This is a genomic window from Nitrincola sp. (assembly GCF_048264025.1).
Taxonomy (GTDB): Bacteria; Pseudomonadota; Gammaproteobacteria; order Pseudomonadales; family Balneatricaceae; genus Nitrincola.
On record NZ_JBLXDN010000010.1, the window covers coordinates 108,701 to 125,307 of the forward strand.

17 protein-coding genes and 1 pseudogene are annotated in these 16,607 nt (G+C 53.7%); 8 read left to right on the forward strand and 10 right to left on the reverse strand.

The window, feature by feature from the left end; translation table 11 throughout:
- Positions 1-10: 10 nt before the first annotated feature.
- The 3 genes from nifB to nifL all read right to left on the reverse strand — a co-directional run bounded on the left by nifB (position 11) and on the right by nifL (position 4,769).
- Complete coding sequence (gene nifB, locus ACN0R1_RS09805) at positions 11-1,498, reverse strand: nitrogenase cofactor biosynthesis protein NifB (protein WP_417582315.1); 1,488 nt, start codon at positions 1,496-1,498, stop codon at positions 11-13.
- A 168-nt stretch (positions 1,499-1,666) separates the two neighbouring features.
- Positions 1,667-3,238, reverse strand: coding sequence for a nif-specific transcriptional activator NifA (gene nifA / locus ACN0R1_RS09810; protein ID WP_417582317.1), 1,572 nt, complete (start codon positions 3,236-3,238; stop codon positions 1,667-1,669).
- A complete protein-coding gene (gene nifL, locus ACN0R1_RS09815) occupies positions 3,231-4,769 on the reverse strand; it encodes a nitrogen fixation negative regulator NifL (RefSeq protein WP_417582319.1) in 1,539 nt (512 codons plus the stop codon). Before nifL ends, nifA begins: the two co-directional genes overlap by 8 nt.
- A 261-nt stretch (positions 4,770-5,030) precedes the next feature.
- On the opposite strand from nifL, the gene rsxA reads away from it, so the two are divergent.
- The 7 genes from rsxA to ACN0R1_RS09850 are packed head-to-tail and all read left to right on the forward strand — an operon-like array spanning position 5,031 to position 10,373.
- Positions 5,031-5,606 carry an electron transport complex subunit RsxA gene (gene rsxA, locus ACN0R1_RS09820; protein ID WP_417582321.1) on the forward strand — a complete coding sequence of 192 codons (576 nt, stop codon included), beginning with the start codon at positions 5,031-5,033 and terminating at the stop codon, positions 5,604-5,606.
- A gap of 19 nt (positions 5,607-5,625) precedes the next feature.
- A complete protein-coding gene (locus ACN0R1_RS09825; RefSeq protein WP_417582323.1) occupies positions 5,626-6,150 on the forward strand; it encodes an RnfABCDGE type electron transport complex subunit B in 525 nt (174 codons plus the stop codon).
- Positions 6,151-6,162: 12 nt separating this feature from the next.
- On the forward strand, positions 6,163-7,647 hold the full coding sequence (rsxC, locus tag ACN0R1_RS09830) for an electron transport complex subunit RsxC (RefSeq protein ID WP_417582325.1): 1,485 nt from the start codon (positions 6,163-6,165) through the stop codon (positions 7,645-7,647).
- A complete protein-coding gene (locus ACN0R1_RS09835; RefSeq protein ID WP_417582327.1) occupies positions 7,644-8,729 on the forward strand; it encodes an RnfABCDGE type electron transport complex subunit D in 1,086 nt (361 codons plus the stop codon). Before rsxC ends, ACN0R1_RS09835 begins: the two co-directional genes overlap by 4 nt.
- Entirely contained in the window at positions 8,726-9,394 is a 669-nt protein-coding gene (gene rsxG / locus ACN0R1_RS09840; protein WP_417582329.1) for an electron transport complex subunit RsxG, read from the forward strand. Before ACN0R1_RS09835 ends, rsxG begins: the two co-directional genes overlap by 4 nt.
- Positions 9,387-10,076, forward strand: a complete 690-nt coding sequence (locus tag ACN0R1_RS09845) for an electron transport complex subunit E (RefSeq protein WP_151053139.1) — start codon at positions 9,387-9,389, stop codon at positions 10,074-10,076. The genes rsxG and ACN0R1_RS09845 overlap by 8 nt, the downstream gene beginning before the upstream one ends.
- An 18-nt stretch (positions 10,077-10,094) precedes the next feature.
- Positions 10,095-10,373 carry an RnfH family protein gene (locus ACN0R1_RS09850; protein WP_417582331.1) on the forward strand — a complete coding sequence of 93 codons (279 nt, stop codon included), beginning with the start codon at positions 10,095-10,097 and terminating at the stop codon, positions 10,371-10,373.
- A gap of 86 nt (positions 10,374-10,459) precedes the next feature.
- Here ACN0R1_RS09850 and nifM read toward each other — a convergent pair whose 3' ends face one another.
- Genes nifM through ACN0R1_RS09885 form a run of 7 tightly spaced genes read right to left on the reverse strand, consistent with a single transcriptional unit; the run spans position 10,460 to position 15,798 of the window.
- The gene (gene nifM / locus ACN0R1_RS09855; RefSeq protein WP_417582333.1) at positions 10,460-11,302 is read right to left on the reverse strand and encodes a nitrogen fixation protein NifM; all 843 of its coding nucleotides are present in this window, start codon (positions 11,300-11,302) and stop codon (positions 10,460-10,462) included.
- Positions 11,292-11,753, reverse strand: a complete 462-nt coding sequence (locus tag ACN0R1_RS09860; protein WP_417582335.1) for a nitrogen fixation protein NifZ — start codon at positions 11,751-11,753, stop codon at positions 11,292-11,294. The genes nifM and ACN0R1_RS09860 overlap by 11 nt, the downstream gene beginning before the upstream one ends.
- Positions 11,750-12,112: a nitrogenase-stabilizing/protective protein NifW gene (gene nifW, locus ACN0R1_RS09865; RefSeq protein ID WP_417582337.1), complete on the reverse strand. Its 363-nt coding sequence runs from the start codon at positions 12,110-12,112 to the stop codon at positions 11,750-11,752. The genes ACN0R1_RS09860 and nifW overlap by 4 nt, the downstream gene beginning before the upstream one ends.
- 15 nt (positions 12,113-12,127) lie before the next feature.
- Positions 12,128-13,306 (reverse strand): homocitrate synthase, encoded by a 1,179-nt coding sequence (nifV, locus tag ACN0R1_RS09870; protein WP_417582339.1) that lies wholly within the window; start codon positions 13,304-13,306, stop codon positions 12,128-12,130.
- 9 nt (positions 13,307-13,315) lie between these two features.
- Positions 13,316-14,515 carry a cysteine desulfurase NifS gene (nifS, locus tag ACN0R1_RS09875; RefSeq protein ID WP_417582340.1) on the reverse strand — a complete coding sequence of 400 codons (1,200 nt, stop codon included), beginning with the start codon at positions 14,513-14,515 and terminating at the stop codon, positions 13,316-13,318.
- Positions 14,516-14,518: 3 nt separating this feature from the next.
- Complete coding sequence (nifU, locus tag ACN0R1_RS09880) at positions 14,519-15,463, reverse strand: Fe-S cluster assembly protein NifU (RefSeq protein ID WP_151053148.1); 945 nt, start codon at positions 15,461-15,463, stop codon at positions 14,519-14,521.
- An 11-nt stretch (positions 15,464-15,474) separates the two neighbouring features.
- Positions 15,475-15,798 (reverse strand): HesB/IscA family protein, encoded by a 324-nt coding sequence (locus ACN0R1_RS09885; protein ID WP_417582341.1) that lies wholly within the window; start codon positions 15,796-15,798, stop codon positions 15,475-15,477.
- A 516-nt stretch (positions 15,799-16,314) separates the two neighbouring features.
- Here ACN0R1_RS09885 and ACN0R1_RS09890 point away from each other — a divergent pair.
- Positions 16,315-16,530: pseudogene (locus tag ACN0R1_RS09890) on the forward strand (antibiotic biosynthesis monooxygenase family protein); the annotation flags it as partial.
- Positions 16,531-16,607 lie beyond the last annotated feature (77 nt).

A 16,607-nucleotide genomic window follows, 5' to 3' on the forward strand; every position in this document is an offset into this window, starting at 1 on the left:
ATTGGTCAGGTTAAGCTGATTTACGATCCACACTGTTTTCGGGTAGCTGCAACAAGCCTTGAGTTAGCATTTCCTGATACACCGCCAGAATGGCATCTTCAATCGGTTCCAGGGCATGCTCACCATTGGGCTGAATACCAGCCTGCTCCAGGGCACTCCAGGGCTCATAGCCGACTTTGGAACACAACAGCACTTCACAGCCTTGCAGCGCTTTCAGCAGGGTGTCTAACAGCTTTTCAGTCTCTTCACCGCAACTGCTACCACCTTCACAGTAGGGCTTTGCTACCTGTCGATGACCGATAAAACGCACCCCGTCACGGCTGGCTTCATAGACCAGAAACTCGGTGGCATGACCGAAATGCTGATTGATCAAGCCACCTCCCTGGGTGGCGACAGCCATAAGTACCGCCCGGCCTTGTAAGGCTGTAGCAGGCAGAGCTACTGACTCGCGTTGGGCATAGAGCTGGCCAAGCAATTGCTCATGAACCTCGGCCCGCTTCACCATGGCGGCTTCATAATCGATCTCCATGGCATCAATCTTGTCCAGCGTGAATTCGGCGCCGCGATCTTCGCCCAGGAGTCCGACCGCATCGGCGCGGCACTGACGGCAGTGACGCATCATATTCATATCACCGGCGCAGGCATCCTGCACCGCCTGGAGTTCAGCTGGTGTCGGTTCAGCCTGGCCGGTCAGGCCGAAGTAGGTACCATGTTCCGGTTCGGAGATAATCGGCATCACATTGTGCAAGAAGGCACCCTTTTCCTTGACGATACGCGACACTTCAATCAGGTGTTGATCATTGATTCCAGGGATCAGCACGGAATTGACCTTCACCAGAATGCCGCGATCAATCAGCATCTGCAGCCCTTTCTGCTGTTGTTCGATAAGGATACGAGCCGCTTCAACTCCACGAATGCGCTTATTTTTCCAGAAGATCCACGGGTAGATTTTGGCGCCTATCTCCGGGTCGACACAATTGATGGTGACAGTGACATGATCGATATTGTGTTGGCAGAGTTCATCTACACACTCTGGTAGTGTCAGGCCATTGGTCGACACACACAGCTTGATATCCGGGGTCTCAGCGCTCAGACGACGGAAGGTTTCAAAGGTTTTTTGTGGATTTGCCAGAGGATCGCCGGGGCCTGCAATTCCCAGTACCGACATCTGAGGAATCGCCGCAGCTACCGCCTTAACCTTCTTGACCGCTTGTTGCGGGGTCAGCACTTCAGAGACGACACCAGGACGGGATTCATTGCTGCAATCGTATTTGCGGTTACAGTAGTTGCACTGGATATTGCAGGCGGGTGCAACCGCTACATGCATACGGGCAAAGAAATGATGGGCTTGCTCGGAAAAGCAGGGATGATCGGCCACCTTGGCCCGGATAGATTCAGGCAGGCTCTGAACAGAGGCATCACTGCTGCCGCAGGAGCCGGAAGCGCAGCCACCGGTTTCGTTAATTGCAGTGGTGTTATTGAGAACGGGCAGTTTCACGGTCAGATCCTCATCTTGGGTTCATTTGACCTGTCGCAAATTCCATGCCTATTTGCTGTATTTTATTAATCTATTGATTTATATATGAATTAATGGATGGATAGGTAGGTTTGTCTCAAAACCGACAGCTACACAAAGGTGCTATGTCAGCTTTGAGACAGTCATCGTTTAGAGTTGCTTGACCCGAATATTGAGGGTTTGGATCCGATAGGAGATCTGTCGTGGTGTCATACCCAGTAAGCGGGCCGCCTTGGCCTGAACCCAGCCAGCCTGTTCCAGTGCGGCTATCACTCGTTCCCGTTCATCCAGATTGTCATCCCCCAGGTCTATCTGCCCGCCATGACTGCCCATGACCTGTTCGTCGATACCGGTGAGCAATACCTGATCACGGTCGATGATGCCATCCTCAGACATGACGGCGGCACGTTCCAGGCAGTTTTCCAGCTCGCGGACATTACCTGGCCAGCTATGGTGCATCAGCACCCGCAGAGCGCTGTCGGTGATGCTGAGTGGGCGTTCCTGGGCTGTGGCGATTTTGTTGAGCAAAAAATTGGCGATATCGGGCACATCTTCCAGGCGTTCGCGCAGCGTCGGCATGAAAATAGGCATCACATTCAGGCGGTAGTAAAGATCTTCACGAAACAGTCCCTGCTCCACATCAGCCTCCAAATCCCTGTGGGTCGCTGCCACCATCCGCACATTGATCTTAATGGTACGCGAACCGCCGACTCGCTCCAGTTCGCCTTCCTGTAACACCCGTAGCAGTTTGGCCTGGAATCCGGGCGAGACTTCACCGATTTCATCTAGAAACAGCGTGCCCTTGTCAGCCTGCTCGAAACGCCCTTGGCGCTGGCTTATAGCACCGGTAAAGGCGCCCTTCTCATGCCCGAACAGTTCCGATTCGAGCAAATTTTCTGGTAAGGCGGCACAGTTAAGTTTGACGAATGGCCCTCTGGCTCTGGGGGAGTTGTAATGAATGGCATTAGCAATCAACTCTTTACCAGTACCCGTTTCGCCACGAATCAATACCGTGGTATTCCACTTGGCCACCTGGCGTACTTGTTCAAACACCTGGCGCATAGGGAAAGAGTGGCCAATGATATTGTCGAAACCAAACTGCCCGCGCACGGTACGTTTGAGCTGATCGCGTTCCTCTCTGAGAGCTTTACGTTCGCGCTCCACCTCTCGTGACAGGCGCACACTCTGGCCGATTAAGTTGGCGACCATCTCCAGAAATCGGGCACGTTCTCCCAGCAGTTCCCTGTGAGAGCTACTGGGCTGGGCTGCGAACACACCCAGGACTTCATCGCCACTGAGAATTGGCACACCAATAAAGGGGCGTTTGGTATCATAAATACCTAAACGGCCAAGAAAACGCGGGTCATCGGTGATCTTGTTGAGTATCAGGCTGGTGCCCCGACGCATCACTTCACCTACCACTCCTTCACCTGGCTGGTAACGTATATCACCAGCTTGCAGATCCGGTACCCCACACAGGGCATAGATGACCAGTTCATTCTGATCTGGTGGTACCAGGCCAACCAGTCCCCTTTCTAGCCCAACCCTATCGTCCAGCACTTCCATAACCTTACTCAGGGTTTCCTGAAGGTTGAGGGATTTGGACAGCACTTGGCTAACCAGAAACAGGGTCTCCAGTTCACCAACGAGAATCGCCTGAAGCATTTCCGGACTCAGCGAATCGCTAGTGTCGTCATGATAACTTGCAGGTGATTTATTCATAGGGAAGGTGCACCTTAATGCAGCAGCCGGTAGTTACATCAGGATCAATTGCCAGCAAGCCGTTATGGCGGTTAACGATATCCTGAGCCAGGGTCAGTCCCATGCCCAGGTGGCCTTTACTTTGATCGCGGGTGGTGTAGAAGGGCTCGAAAACCTTAAATTGATCAGCTGGCAGAATTCCGGCACCGGTATCTTCAATGCTGATTTCTACGACCTCATCCAGCGTGCGAGTGGTTAAGCGCAGCTCACGTACCCGGTGCCTGGTGTCATTCATGGCATCGATGGCATTATCGATCAGCTGTTTGAATAGGGTGACCAGAGCCGTTGGCTGGCCATGAACGCGTTGTAAATTACACTCAGGCTGCCAGTCCACTGTGATGCCGAGCGCAAGTAGCCTGGGGGTTAACAAGCTCAGGGTGTTTTTCAACAGTTCGTTGATGTTCACCACTTCTGTAACTTCATCGCCACGTGCCGGGATGCAGGCGTTGAGCATGGAGATAGCCTGATGGCCAGCCTTCTGCACCTCATTCAGCAGCTTTAGCATCTCGGCGGCATCGATGCGGTTACGGCGGGTCGCCAGCCGTGAAGCCGCATTGATCATATTCAACGGGCGTTCGAGCTGGTAAATGGCACCTGACAGGGCTTCCCGGACACTTTGTACCCGTTCCTGCTCGGCTAACAAAGCTTGCAGGCTATTGAGGCGTAGCTGTGCCTGTTGTTGTTTCAGTCCGGTGATGTCCTGCAGGGTCACCAATAGATAGCGGCTCAGACGTGTCTGGTAAAAGGCATCGGCACTGGTGTCTTTCTCTTCAATTAGCGAGCCGGTACAACTAAACCAGAGCGGCTCCTCACGGCTGGACAGCAGCAAGGCCACTTCAAGGGTAACAAAGCCTTCATGCAGGGCTTTTTTCCGTTCAAACAGATCAGGCCACTCCTGCTCCAGTGCATCGAAGATGATCTCCAGGGGTTCATGACCCAGTCTGGCTTCCAAGGTTTTATAGCTGCGGTTGCGCAGAATTGGCTGTAGTTTGGTGTCTACCAGCACCATGGCTACCTGGGTGGCATCCACGGCTTTTTCAATCAGAGCACGCTGGTTCAATACCTGATGCTCCAACTGATGCACTTCGGTTACATCACGTTGTAAGCCAAGATAATGCGTCGTTTCTCCTGTGGCATTGAGTACCGGCGTAATCGTCAGGTCAGCCAGGTAGCGACTGCCATCCTTGCGTCGGTTGACTAGTAGGCCATTCCAAGGGTGCTGGCGTTCCAACTGCCCCCACAGACTGTCATACACCAGCCGAGGCGTGACCTTATAAGACAGAATGGATTGGTTTTTGCCTAGTAGCTCTTCGCAACTGTAGCCGGTCATCTTTTCAAAGCAGGGATTGGCATAGACGATACGTGCCTTGGCATCAGTGATTGATATGGCTACAGCCGCCTGCTCTACCGCTAGCCTGAAGACTTCGGGCGGGAGGGTTTCTGCCGCTATCTTAAGCTCAGCTAGCACAACATTATCTGCCGGTTCGGTCATATGCTTAGGTTCCTGGGACAGTCAATCTATAACCAGTCCATGCAATAGGCATACCATTTGTATGGATGTGATGCTGGCGCTGATAGCGGATTGATTTAAGAACAAATGTTTTGTCGGGTTAATTACAAACTGTCATTTTGTCGCATTTCCATCACTCAAAAATGGCGTGGATGCACCGAAATAAGGCGTAATACAGCACCTCAGGCGTATGGCACAGACTTTGCTGACTACCCATTAGCATCGATCTGAGTGGAGAAACGCATGTCTGATTACATTTTGCTACTGGTATCCACCGCCCTGGTAAACAACGTGATATTGATCAAGTTTCTGGGTTTGTGTCCGTTGATGGGTGTATCCACCAAGATGGATGGCGCTTTGGGTATGGGATTAGCTACGACCTTTGTACTGAGTCTGGCGGCGGCGGCCAGCTGGATGCTGGAGAACTGGTTGCTAAACCCTTTGGGGCTGGAATACTTGCGCATACTGGCGTTTATTCTGGTGATCGCCACCGTCGTACAGTTTACCGAGATGCTGATTCGTAAAGTCAGCCCCTCGCTCTATCAGATCCTGGGTATTTACCTGCCATTGATTACCACCAATTGTGCCGTACTGGGTATTGCCTTACTCAATGTACAAAACCAGCACAGCTTTATTCAAAGCTTGATGTACGGATTTGGCTCAGCCATGGGCTTCACTCTGGTGTTGGTGCTGTTTGCTGGCTTGCGTGAACGCCTGGCGGTGTTGCAGGTGCCTGAGCTTTATAAGGGGGCTCCGATTGCGTTTATTGTGGCGGGTCTGTTGTCGGTAGCCTTTATGGGATTTGCCGGACTGGCCTGAATACGGGAGGAAACTAACCATGCTGATGTCAGTCATGCCGTTAACATTATTGGGCCTGATATTGGGGTTGCTGCTGGGTATTGCTTCACGGCTGTTAAAGGTGGAACGCAGCAATGTGGTGGAAGAAATTGAACAGCTGCTGCCCGGCACTCAATGTGGACAGTGTGGCAACCCCAGCTGTGGGGCGGCGGCTCAAGCGGTTGCAGATGGCAATTTACCAGCAACCTTCTGTCCCCCCGGCGGTCGTGCCGTCGCCGAAGCTATAGCGACAAAACTGGGTATCTCGCTGGATTTGAATGCTTTGTGTGATGAAGGCCCGAAAGTGGCCCGGATTAATGAAGCCCTGTGTATCGGCTGTACCCGCTGTTTCAAAATCTGCCCAACCGATGCAATTCTGGGTTCAGCGAAACATATGCATGTTGTGTTTGCAGATGCCTGCACGGCCTGTGGCAAGTGTGAAGCCGTGTGTCCCACTGAGTGCATCTACCTGGAGCCGGTTAAGCCTACTCTGCAAACCTGGGTGTGGAGTCAGCCAGCCCTGTAACAGGAGACGATTATGTTGTGGAAATCCTTACGCGGCGGGGTTCATCCCACCGCTTACAAGACACTGAGCAACACCACCAAGATACAGCGCTTTCCGGTGATGGAACGTTTGTACGTCTCCTTGCAGCAGCACTTGGGCATACCCGCCTCACCTGTAGTGAAGGTCGGAGACAGAGTGCTAAAGGGCCAACTGCTGGCGGTGGCTCAGGGACCGATTTCTGCACCGGTTCACGCACCGACATCCGGACGGGTCGCCGCGATTGCCGAGCATACTGCACCGCACCCCTCCGGCTTGCCTGTATTGGTGGTAACGCTGGAGGCTGATGGCCGTGATCAGTGGATTAGCCGTGATCCGGTAGCCGATCCTTTTAGCCTGTCTCCGGAGTTAGTGTGCGAACGCATTGGCGCCGCGGGCATCGTCGGTTTGGGCGGCGCCACCTTTCCAGCGGCAGTAAAGCTGAATCTAAGTTTAAAGTCAGGGGTGGATACGCTGATTCTGAACGGCGGTGAATGTGAGCCTTATCTGAGTTGTGATGATCGGCTGATGCGCGAATACGCCGTGGATATCTTGCGGGGAGCCCAGCTCATCTGCCATGCAGTACAAGCCAAGCGGGCGATTCTGGGTATTGAAGACAATAAGCCGGAAGCCCTGGCGATCATGACCGAGGCGGCAAAGGGCACAGGCGTTTCGGTTAAAGCCGTGCCTAGTGGTTACCCTATGGGCTCAGAAAAACAGTTAATTCAGCAGCTCACCGGCGTGGAAATACCGGCACACAGTCGGGCGGCTGATAGCGGTATTCTGGTTCACAATGTGGCGACAGCCTATGCCGTGGCGATGGCCATTTATCAGGATCAGCCGCTTATCTCGCGGATTGTCACCCTCAGTGGCGGTGCGGTAACCCATCCGGGTAACTGGGAAGTGCCTCTGGGAACCCTGGCCAGCGAATTGCTTAACCGGGCCAGCGGGTTCGACTCTAAGCCAGCACGCTTGTTAATGGGCGGGCCGATGATGGGCATAGAGCTTCCAGACCTGCATGTGCCAATCATTAAAGGCAGCAGTGGCATCCTCGCGCTTACTGAACAGGAAATCAGTCATAAGCAGAGCAGCCCCTGTGTGCGTTGTAGCCGTTGTGTGCGTGCTTGCCCCATGGGACTGATGCCGTTGGAAATGGCCGCCAATATACGCTCAGGTGATCTAAAGAGTGCCAGCAAACTGGGCCTGAGCGACTGTGTAGGCTGTGGGGCCTGTAGTTATATCTGTCCTTCATCTATCCCGCTGACCCACTTGTTCAACTATGCCAAGGGCGAGTTGGTGTTGCAGGACAAAGCCCGACAGAAGATGGAAGCTACTAAAATTCTGGTTCAACGGCGTGAACAGCGCATGGAGCGAGAAGCACGGGATCGCGAAGCGCTGATGGCGGCGCGGCGTGCCGCTGCCGCTGCGAAAAAAGCGCAACAAGCCGAGCAAGACGCACTAAAACAGGAGGCCTCGGCATGAAACAACCGATTCACGGACCCCATGCGCACAGCGAGGCGCGCTTGCCAGTGATGATGTACCAGGTGTTACTGGCACTGACACCGGCGACCCTGTATGGATTCTGGCTGTATGGTTGGCCTGCCTTTTCACTTTGGTTGATCTGCCTGAGCAGTGCGCTGGTCTGGGAAGCCGTGTTTCTGCGGATGTTCAATAAACCGGTGAAAACACACCTTTTTGATGGCTCGGCCCTGGTAACCGGTTGGTTATTGGCGCTGTGCTTACCCCCCTGGGCTCCCTGGTGGATCGCTGTCACCGGCACCTTCCTTGCCGTCGCTATGATCAAGCAGATCTTTGGTGGACTGGGGCAGAATGTGTTTAACCCCGCCATGGCCGCACGGGTTATGTTGTTAATTGCCTTTCCGGTCGAGATGACCCAGTGGGTGGCTCCGGATCAGCAGCTGCAGCAACGCCCAGCGTTCAGTGCCAGTCTGCAGCAGAGTTTTGGTCAAGCCGAGCTGTTGGACAGCTATAGTGGGGCGACGCTGCTGGATGGCGTCAAGAACCGTCTGGCCATGGACGAGCCACTGTCTGAGATACTCAAAGGGCAGGATTACACTTGGCTGGATACCCTGACTGGCCTGCATGCGGGCAGTCTGGGTGAAAGCAGCGCCCTGCTGTTGCTGCTGGGTGGACTGTTCCTGTTATGGCGAGGCGTGATTACCTGGCAAGCACCGGTAGGGTTGATATTGGGTCTGGTGGTGCCTGCGCTGCTATTAAACCGTATGTATCCAGAGGCTTATCCTGGCGCCCTGTTTCACTTGTTGACTGGCGGAGCCATGCTGGCCGCCTGGTTTATCGTCACAGATCCCGTTACCGCCCCAGCAACCGCCAGTGGCCGCTTTATTTTTGGTCTGGGTTGTGGGGTGTTGGCTTATCTGATTCGCACCTTTGGTAATTATCCTGAAGGTATCGCCTTCGCTGTAATGCTGATGAACAGCGCTGTCCCGGTGATTGATCGTTATGTACGCCCGCGTATTTACGGTCGCTCCAGCAAGGGGCAGCCGTTGCCGGTGCAAAAGATTAAAACGGGAGAGGGCTTATGAATCTGGCCGTGGTGCGTGAGCGTCTGGATTATCAGTCGCTGTTGTTGGGCGTGGTGGTGATGGTGACCTGCGCACTGTTGGCCCTGGCCTATCAACTAACGCGAGAACCGATTCAACAGGCGCTGGCAGACGATATGCGCCAGAGTTTTTCTCAGGTGTTGCCGGATCATCTTTATGACAATGATTTGCTGGATCATGCTGGTCAGATCGAGGCGCCCTGGGGACCCCTGACCTATTATCAGGCCAGCCTGGCCGGGGATGTCAGTGCAGTGGTGTTCCCTATGCGGGCCAGCGGCTATGCCGGCAAAATTGAAATGCTGGTGGCGATCAAAGCCAATGGCGAGCTGTCTGGTGTCAGGGTGCTGGTGCATCAGGAAACCCCTGGCCTGGGCGACAAGATTGAGGTGGCACGAGATCCATGGATTACCTACTTTACCGGCAAGTCACTGCATGACCCTTTGCCATCAGGCTGGGCGGTGAAAAAGGATGGCGGAGAGTTTGATCAGTTTACCGGTGCCACGATCACCCCGCGGGCTATCGTGGCGGAAATCAAACGCGCATTGCTGTTTTTTGAAGCTGAGCAGCCGACACTGTTGTATCCGGTCAGGTTGCCGGACGCTGTCGGTTCGGTCCCTGCGCAGCAAGGAGTTGAAGATCATGACTGACTATCGACGTTTAGCTCAGGATGGCCTCTGGAGCAATAATATGGTGTTTGCACAGATGCTGGCGCTCTGTCCGGTAATGGCGGTGACCAGTACGGCCACCAATGGTTTGGGGATGGGGCTGGCTACTTTGTTTGTGCTGCTGGGCGCCAATATGATTATCTCCACGCTACGGCATTTCATCAGTCCGGCTATCCGTATACCTGTGTATATTGTCATCATTGCGACACTGGTTACCTTAACGGATATGCTGATCAATGCCTTCGCCTATGAGCTCTACAAGGTGCTTGGGTTGTTTATTGCCTTGATCGTAGTTAACTGCGCCATTCTCGGACGTGCCGAAGCCTTTGCCTCTAAAAATACCCTGTGGGACTCCATCGTCGACTCGCTGATGATGGGAATTGGCTTAACCTGGGCGTTGGTGATAATCGGTGGCGTGCGTGAAGTGATTGGCAGCGGCACGTTGTTTGCCAATGCGCATTTACTATTGGGCGCCCCTTTCGCCTTTCTTGAGATAACTGTTATCCCGGATTATCGCGGCTTCCTGATTATGGTGTTGCCACCAGGCGGCTTTATTGCAGTGGGTTTTCTGCTGGTGGCGAAACGCTGGATAGATCGGCGGGTTGAGCAGCGCAAACGCCGGCCGGTGAGTCTGCCCGAACCTGTGAGTCAGTCATCCAGTTAATCAAGCCAGGAGTCAGAGATGCAAGTCAGTGTTGCGTATAGCAGTGTCAGCGGTGAACAGAGTTGGGTCAATCTTGATGTGGTTGTCGGTACCACTGCCGCCGCTGCTATCGAAGCGTCCGGTCTATTGGAGCGCTTTCCCGATATCGACCTGTCGAGTCAGAAAATCGGCGTGTTTGGTAAGCTGGTGAAGCCGGATCAACCTCTGGCTGAATATGATCGGGTGGAAATCTATCGTCCGATTACCGCTGATCCCACTCAGGTGCCGCGGCGCAAGACTGAAGAGTTGGAGGATTGAGTGTTTGTAGAATGGGTGTTAGTAGACTAGTGCTTTAAGGATAATTTTGTGCAATTGAGTTGTGTTCGTTGTTCCTCCAGCGTTGGCTATCCAGGGCCCAACTGACGAACCCAGTCTTTTTGTAGTTTCGTGCGCTGACGTTGGGTCAGTGACTCTATGATGGCAGTACAGACTTCAGCAAAAGGTTGCCGGGTTGCCGGGTGCAGGGCATCACAGCGTAGCAGGTGGTAGCCCATGGGAGAGCGTAGTGGTGTACTGATTTCACCGGGTTGCATCTTGAACAGGGCTTTATCCAGGGCTTCATAGAGAAGTCCTGGCGTGATCAGACCCAGGTTACCTTCATTCATCGCTGTAGGGCACTCCGAATAGCGAAGCACCAGCTTGTCGAAGCGTGCCGATTTTTGCTGGATTTTCTCCTGCAGACCGCAGAGCTTGCGGTACACCCGTTGATCTGATTCGGGTTGCTGGTCATCCACCGTAATCAGCAGGTGGCTGGCTTGACGTCTTTCGGGAAGCTGAAAACGCTGCAGATGATTATAGTAATAGATTTCAGCGGTATCCTGTGAAACTGGCTCAACCTGAGCCGATACACTTTCCAGCACAGCATCAATACGCATCTCCCGGCTTAGTGCCGCCTTAAAGCCCAAGGGGGACAGTGTCGAGTTAGACAGTGCCTTAGTAAACAGCTCAGCGGTTTCATAGCGGCTGCGGATACGTTCAAAGGCTTCCTCAAGTGTTGCATCAGGTAAGTACACCTGTTGAGCCTCATTACTGTTTAGAATTTTTTGCTCCAGTAGAAACTGACGCTTTGCCAGCAACTCAACCTGGGCGCGCTTATCGGCTGCAAGTTGATCAGGCGTGCTGGTGAATTGCGACTCGGCAATTTTCAACTCCAGGTAGGCCAGGACTTCAGGTGTTTCAGGATGCATGGCTCAGTGCCTCCTCCGGCTCGAAGTTGTCTAGTGCACTTTCCGGCACGATCAATAGATGCCCGGGAAACTGCACATGATAGTGGACCACCTTCTCGTCACGTATGACTTTGAACACCTCTCCGAGGGTGTCCAATGGCACGATCACCTCGCCACGTAAGGATAACGCCAGTGCCGCCACAACCTTGTCGCGGTTTTCAAAACGGCTGTCGACCCAGGGTGCGCTGGCAGGGATCAGTTCCTCTTCGCGACAGCCCACCTGGATATCGTCCTCAATAAAGTGCACCGTGTAGATAATCTGATCCTGTAAGAACGTACCCAGATTACGGACGTGGCCGGTTGCACCCCGACGCACCAGTAACTGGCCTTTGTCTACGCCGGGGAAGCTGCCATCATTGCGCAGGTTGCGTGTAACCCGGACTTCGTCACCATAGCTGTAAACGGGGATCATTTTGGCCCTCCCGCGACTGACTGAATGGCACTGAGGGATACAAACCCCTTGCCAGGCTCATTGCGGTTGAAAACCTTGAGCACCTTCTCCTGCTGAGCACTGGAGTTGATAAAGCTTTGATAGGCCTGCTCCAGCAGTTGTCGATAGGTGTTGAACAGGGCGTATGGCTGATCCGGTAGCGCCGCTTTACCGGCATGGATATGGTTATGAAAGCGTTGCAGTATATGCAGGCGGTTGACCTGTACCACGGATGGCACAAAGTCTATGGCAAAGAATTCCAGAAAGTCTTCTGCACTTTCCAGCTCCTGCATTTCGTCTTCCAATTCTTCTGTGCTGGTAAAGCGGCTTGCAGTATTCATGATAGTTACCTCGTATCAACAAATGGCGGGTGTCGGTTCGGCCAGATTAGGGGAAGGGTTTGCACCAACAATCAGTTGCTGATGCAAAGCCACCAACTGGCTATCGGTCAGCGGCTGTTTACTTCGCAGCATCTGCTCACGAATCACCGCCAACAACTGCTGAGCCTGAGCGGTATTAATTGGCAACCCCAGGCGTGTATAACGTGCTTGCACTGCCTTACTACCGGAATGTTTACCCAATACTAACTCGTGTTGGCGCCCTAAAAGCGCTGGATCAATACCCTGGTAGATCAGAGGGTCCTTGAGCAGACCATCCACATGAATACCCGCTTCATGGGTAAACACACCCGCACCCACCAGGCTTTTTTGCCAACTGACCGGCCGGCCCGAAGCCTCGGCGACCAGTGTCGATAGCGCTGGAAAAGCTTGCAGGTCGATGCCGGTCGACAGGCCGTAGAGTTGGCTCAGCCCCAGTACCACCTCTTCCAGCGCCGCATTGCCAGCACGCTCGCCAAGGCCGTTGACGGTGGTGTTGATATGGCTGGCTCCAGCTTTGGCGGCTGCCAGACTGTTGGCTGTTGCCAGCCCCAGATCATCATGGGCGTGCATCTCCAGTTGCAGATCGGTGGCGGCTGCCAAACGGCTGATGATCGAAAAAACACCGAAAGGCTCCATAATGCCCAGCGTATCGGCAAAGCGTAGACGCAGTGCGCCACTCTGCTGGGCCGTTTCTGCTACCTGCAGCAAAAATTCCGGGTCAGCGCGGGATGCATCTTCGCAACCGACAATCACCGCAAAACCCTGATCAACAGCAGCCGGAACCAGTTGCCTGATCTGCTGTAGCACCCAGGCACGTGATTTACCCAGTTTCTTGTGGATGTGCAGATCAGATACGGCGACAGAGAGATCCAGCAGTTGCACCGGCAAACCCTGACAGGCTTGCAGGTCATCAGCGCGCATACGGCACCAGGCGATCAGCTGAGCAGACAGCTGCAGATCGGCCAGCGCACGAATATCATCCCGCTCGGTTTCACCCATGGGGGGGATGCCGACTTCCAGTTCAGGCACGCCCAGCGCATCCAGTTGTTGCGCTATCTGCAATTTTTCGTCGCGTGAAAAAGCCACCCCGGCAGTTTGTTCGCCATCACGCAGGGTGGTGTCATCAATGACTATATCCAGGCCGCTATCAGACATAAGACAACCTCAGGCATAGGCCGGATCAAAGGCTTCCTGAACCGGCGCATTATTTTTCCAGTAAGGAGACAGGCTGCGCAGTTGGGTGATAATGCCCGGCATAACCTCGATCACACGGTCTATCTCCGCCTCGGTGGTGTAACGTGACAGGGAAAAGCGCACCGTGCCGTGGGCCGCGGTATAGGGCAGCCCCATGGCCCGCATCACATGGGATGGCTCCAGAGAACCTGAGGTGCAGGCCGAACCGCTGGAGGCCGCAATACCGTATTTATTCAGCAGCAACAGGATCGACTCCCCTTCAATGTATTCGAAGGCGATATTGCAAGTGTTGGGAAGACGGTTGTCCGGATCGCCGGTGACAAAGGCGTGCTCGACCTGTGACAGGATGCCTTGCTCCAGGCGGTCACGCAGGGCTTTCACCAGGGTATTTTCATGAGTTATCGATTGCAGCGCCAGCTCAGCGGCCTTACCCAGCGCCACGATAGAGGCCGAGTTTTCCGTGCCGGCACGACGCCCGCGCTCCTGATGGCCCCCGCGCAGTAACGGACGAAAGCGTGTACCGCGACGCAGGTAAAGTACGCCGATACCTTTGGGTGCATGGAGTTTATGCCCGGATAGCGACAGCATGTCGATCTTGCTGTTTTTCAGATCAATCGGCACCTTGCCAACCGCCTGTACCGCATCGGTATGAAACATTACTCCGGCCAGGTAAGCCATTTCGGCCATTTCCAGTACCGGAAAAAAGGTCCCTGTCTCATTGTTAGCCCACATAATGCTGACAATGGCGGTCTGGTCACTCAGGAGTGACTGATAGTGTTGCAGATCCAGGCGACCCTGACCGTCTACCTCCAGGTAGTGCACGGTGTAGCCATCTTTTTCCAGATATTCACATAACGACAAAATGGCAGGGTGCTCCACAACGCTGGTGATAATCTCCCGGCGTTCCGGCTGAGCTTTCAGCGCCGACAAGATAGCCGTGGAATCACTTTCGGTACCACAGGAGGTGAACACGATTTCGGTATCATGCTCAGCACCGATTAGCGCCTGAATCTGCTGACGCGCCTGCTTCAGCGCCAGACCGACACGGTTGCCGTACTGGTGCAAGGATGATGGATTACCAAACTGCTCGGTAAAGTAAGGCAGCATCGCCTCGACCACCTGAGGATCCACTTGTGTGGTGGCATTGTTATCCAGATAAATAGTCTCCATGATTCAGGCTCCTGCAGTAACGGGTGACTTGCTGACCGGCAGCAACTGGATAAACTCACCCAAGGATTCGATCAACTGTTGCTGAATGCCACTCAAGGTGACGCTGGCCAACTGGCAGCCGGTACAGGCGCCGGTCAGACGGACATACACGGTTTTGCCAACCACATCGATGAGTTCTATGTCACCCTTGTCACGTTGCAGTTGTGGCCGGACCGCCTCAATCACCGCTTCAATCTTGCGAATGCGTTGTAGCGTACTCAGACCACTTGCAGCGGCATCGGTGGCCTGAGGCGCGCTAACGGATGGCATGTCGATTTGTGTCAGTGCCTTCTCGGCATCAGCTTGCACCCTGGCAACATCGGCCTGGAACGACTGACCAGTTTCTGCCAGCACCTTGTTGAGAATTTCTTCGATACCTTCATGGCAAGCCGAGCAGCCACCGCCCGCCTTGGTATAAAAGCTGACATCCTGCACCGTGGTGAGATTGTTGGCACGGATGGTTTCTTCGATCAGCACCGCATCCACGGCAAAGCACTTACAGATCAGCGCGCCCTCTTCATGGTCATCACTCCAGACTTCACCGCGGTAGTTGGCGACAGCCGCCTGTAGCGCTTCGCGTCCCATCACCGAGCAGTGCATCTTCTCCGGCGGCAGACCATCGAGGAAGTCGGCAATCTCCTGATTGCTGACCTGTAGCGCTTCATCAAGCGTTTTGCCTTTAATAATCTCGGTCAAGGCTGACGAAGAGGCGATGGCCGAACCGCAACCAAAGGTCTGAAAACGTGCATCCAGAATCACTTCAGTTTCCGGATCGACATTGATCATCAGACGTAAGGCATCGCCACAGGACAGCGAGCCAACATCCCCGATGCCATTCGCACCTTCGAGCTCACCGGCATTGCGGGGGTTGAAAAAATGTTCCTGTACTTTCTCAGAATAGTTCCACATGACATGACCTCTCAGGCAGCAAAGGATTTACCGCAATTACAGGCGGTCTTGGCATTCGGGTTTTCGAACTTGAAGCCGCTTTCATCCAGCGATTCAACGAAATCGACCACGCAGCCCTGTAGCAGTGGCAGGGACTCGGGATCGATCAGCAGACACACTTCTCCAAAGGACAGGCTGGTATCCTGCTCCGAGACTGTGGTTTCCAGTTGCAGACCGTACTTGTAGCCAGAACAGCCACCGTCGGATACTGAAACCCGCAGCCCGGCTACAGGCGTACCGGCATTTTCAATGAAGCGACTGATCGCGAGTTGTGCAGCAGGTGTTAAAGTGACCATTTCCGACCTCCAGAATACAGATTGCCAACGCACAAACAGCGCTGACGCTATACCTGTTACATGGCAAACCCTGTGCCAGTCGGATGAGTGTCATCTAAATAATTGAAAGATATGAGTTGTGTTGCAAATCCGACAAAGAAAAGGATGTATCGAATGACACCTGTGTGGTGTTTTGTCGGATTTGTAACAGGGAAAGTTGGCTAGTTTGCCTTGCACCAGCTCATGAAGGCGGTGCAAATTGCTCAAAAACCTCCTGCCCGGTCATTTTATGGGTGTCATTATTTACATCGGCCCACCCGACCAGCGCCGGCACATGGAACAGTGACATAGCCCAGCTTCCTGATGATCCGGCACAAGTACCTCGATTGAACCGCATAGACATTTGCCTTTCATAGCGTTTCTCCTTGTGTATAAATAAGGTGGATGAGATTAGTTTAGTAGGCAGATTGCTGTATGGCGATGCTGTTCTAAACTATCAACCTGACAAAATACTTATCCCAACTCAGAGTAAAATGCATGTCCAGTATCGCTGACACACCCAAACCACCCTATTACGCAGTAATTTTCACCTCGCTGCGTACCGAAGAGGATAGCGGCTACGCTGCCATGGCGGAGAAAATGCTGGCCTTAGCAGCTGAGCAGCCAGGCTTTCTCGGTGTTGAGTCAGCACGTGAAGGTGTCGGCATAACTGTTTCCTATTGGACCGATATGGAGGCTATACGGCTGTGGAAACGTAAGCGCCGCTAAATCCGCACCTTGACTCTAATCGTATTGCGCCACTTTTTTCGGAATTTTCTCCATCGATACAT

Coding starts and splice junctions, on each gene's coding strand:
- nifA (WP_417582317.1), bottom strand. CDS start 3,238: ATGAATAAATCACCTGCAAGTTATCATGACGACACTAGCGATTCGCTG.
- nifL (WP_417582319.1), bottom strand. CDS start 4,769: ATGACCGAACCGGCAGATAATGTTGTGCTAGCTGAGCTTAAGATAGCG.
- rsxA (WP_417582321.1), top strand. CDS start 5,031: ATGTCTGATTACATTTTGCTACTGGTATCCACCGCCCTGGTAAACAAC.
- ACN0R1_RS09825 (WP_417582323.1), top strand. CDS start 5,626: ATGCTGATGTCAGTCATGCCGTTAACATTATTGGGCCTGATATTGGGG.
- rsxC (WP_417582325.1), top strand. CDS start 6,163: ATGTTGTGGAAATCCTTACGCGGCGGGGTTCATCCCACCGCTTACAAG.
- ACN0R1_RS09835 (WP_417582327.1), top strand. CDS start 7,644: ATGAAACAACCGATTCACGGACCCCATGCGCACAGCGAGGCGCGCTTG.
- rsxG (WP_417582329.1), top strand. CDS start 8,726: ATGAATCTGGCCGTGGTGCGTGAGCGTCTGGATTATCAGTCGCTGTTG.
- ACN0R1_RS09845 (WP_151053139.1), top strand. CDS start 9,387: ATGACTGACTATCGACGTTTAGCTCAGGATGGCCTCTGGAGCAATAAT.
- ACN0R1_RS09850 (WP_417582331.1), top strand. CDS start 10,095: ATGCAAGTCAGTGTTGCGTATAGCAGTGTCAGCGGTGAACAGAGTTGG.
- nifM (WP_417582333.1), bottom strand. CDS start 11,302: ATGCATCCTGAAACACCTGAAGTCCTGGCCTACCTGGAGTTGAAAATT.
- ACN0R1_RS09860 (WP_417582335.1), bottom strand. CDS start 11,753: ATGATCCCCGTTTACAGCTATGGTGACGAAGTCCGGGTTACACGCAAC.
- nifW (WP_417582337.1), bottom strand. CDS start 12,112: ATGAATACTGCAAGCCGCTTTACCAGCACAGAAGAATTGGAAGACGAA.
- nifV (WP_417582339.1), bottom strand. CDS start 13,306: ATGTCTGATAGCGGCCTGGATATAGTCATTGATGACACCACCCTGCGT.
- nifS (WP_417582340.1), bottom strand. CDS start 14,515: ATGGAGACTATTTATCTGGATAACAATGCCACCACACAAGTGGATCCT.
- nifU (WP_151053148.1), bottom strand. CDS start 15,463: ATGTGGAACTATTCTGAGAAAGTACAGGAACATTTTTTCAACCCCCGC.
- ACN0R1_RS09885 (WP_417582341.1), bottom strand. CDS start 15,798: ATGGTCACTTTAACACCTGCTGCACAACTCGCGATCAGTCGCTTCATT.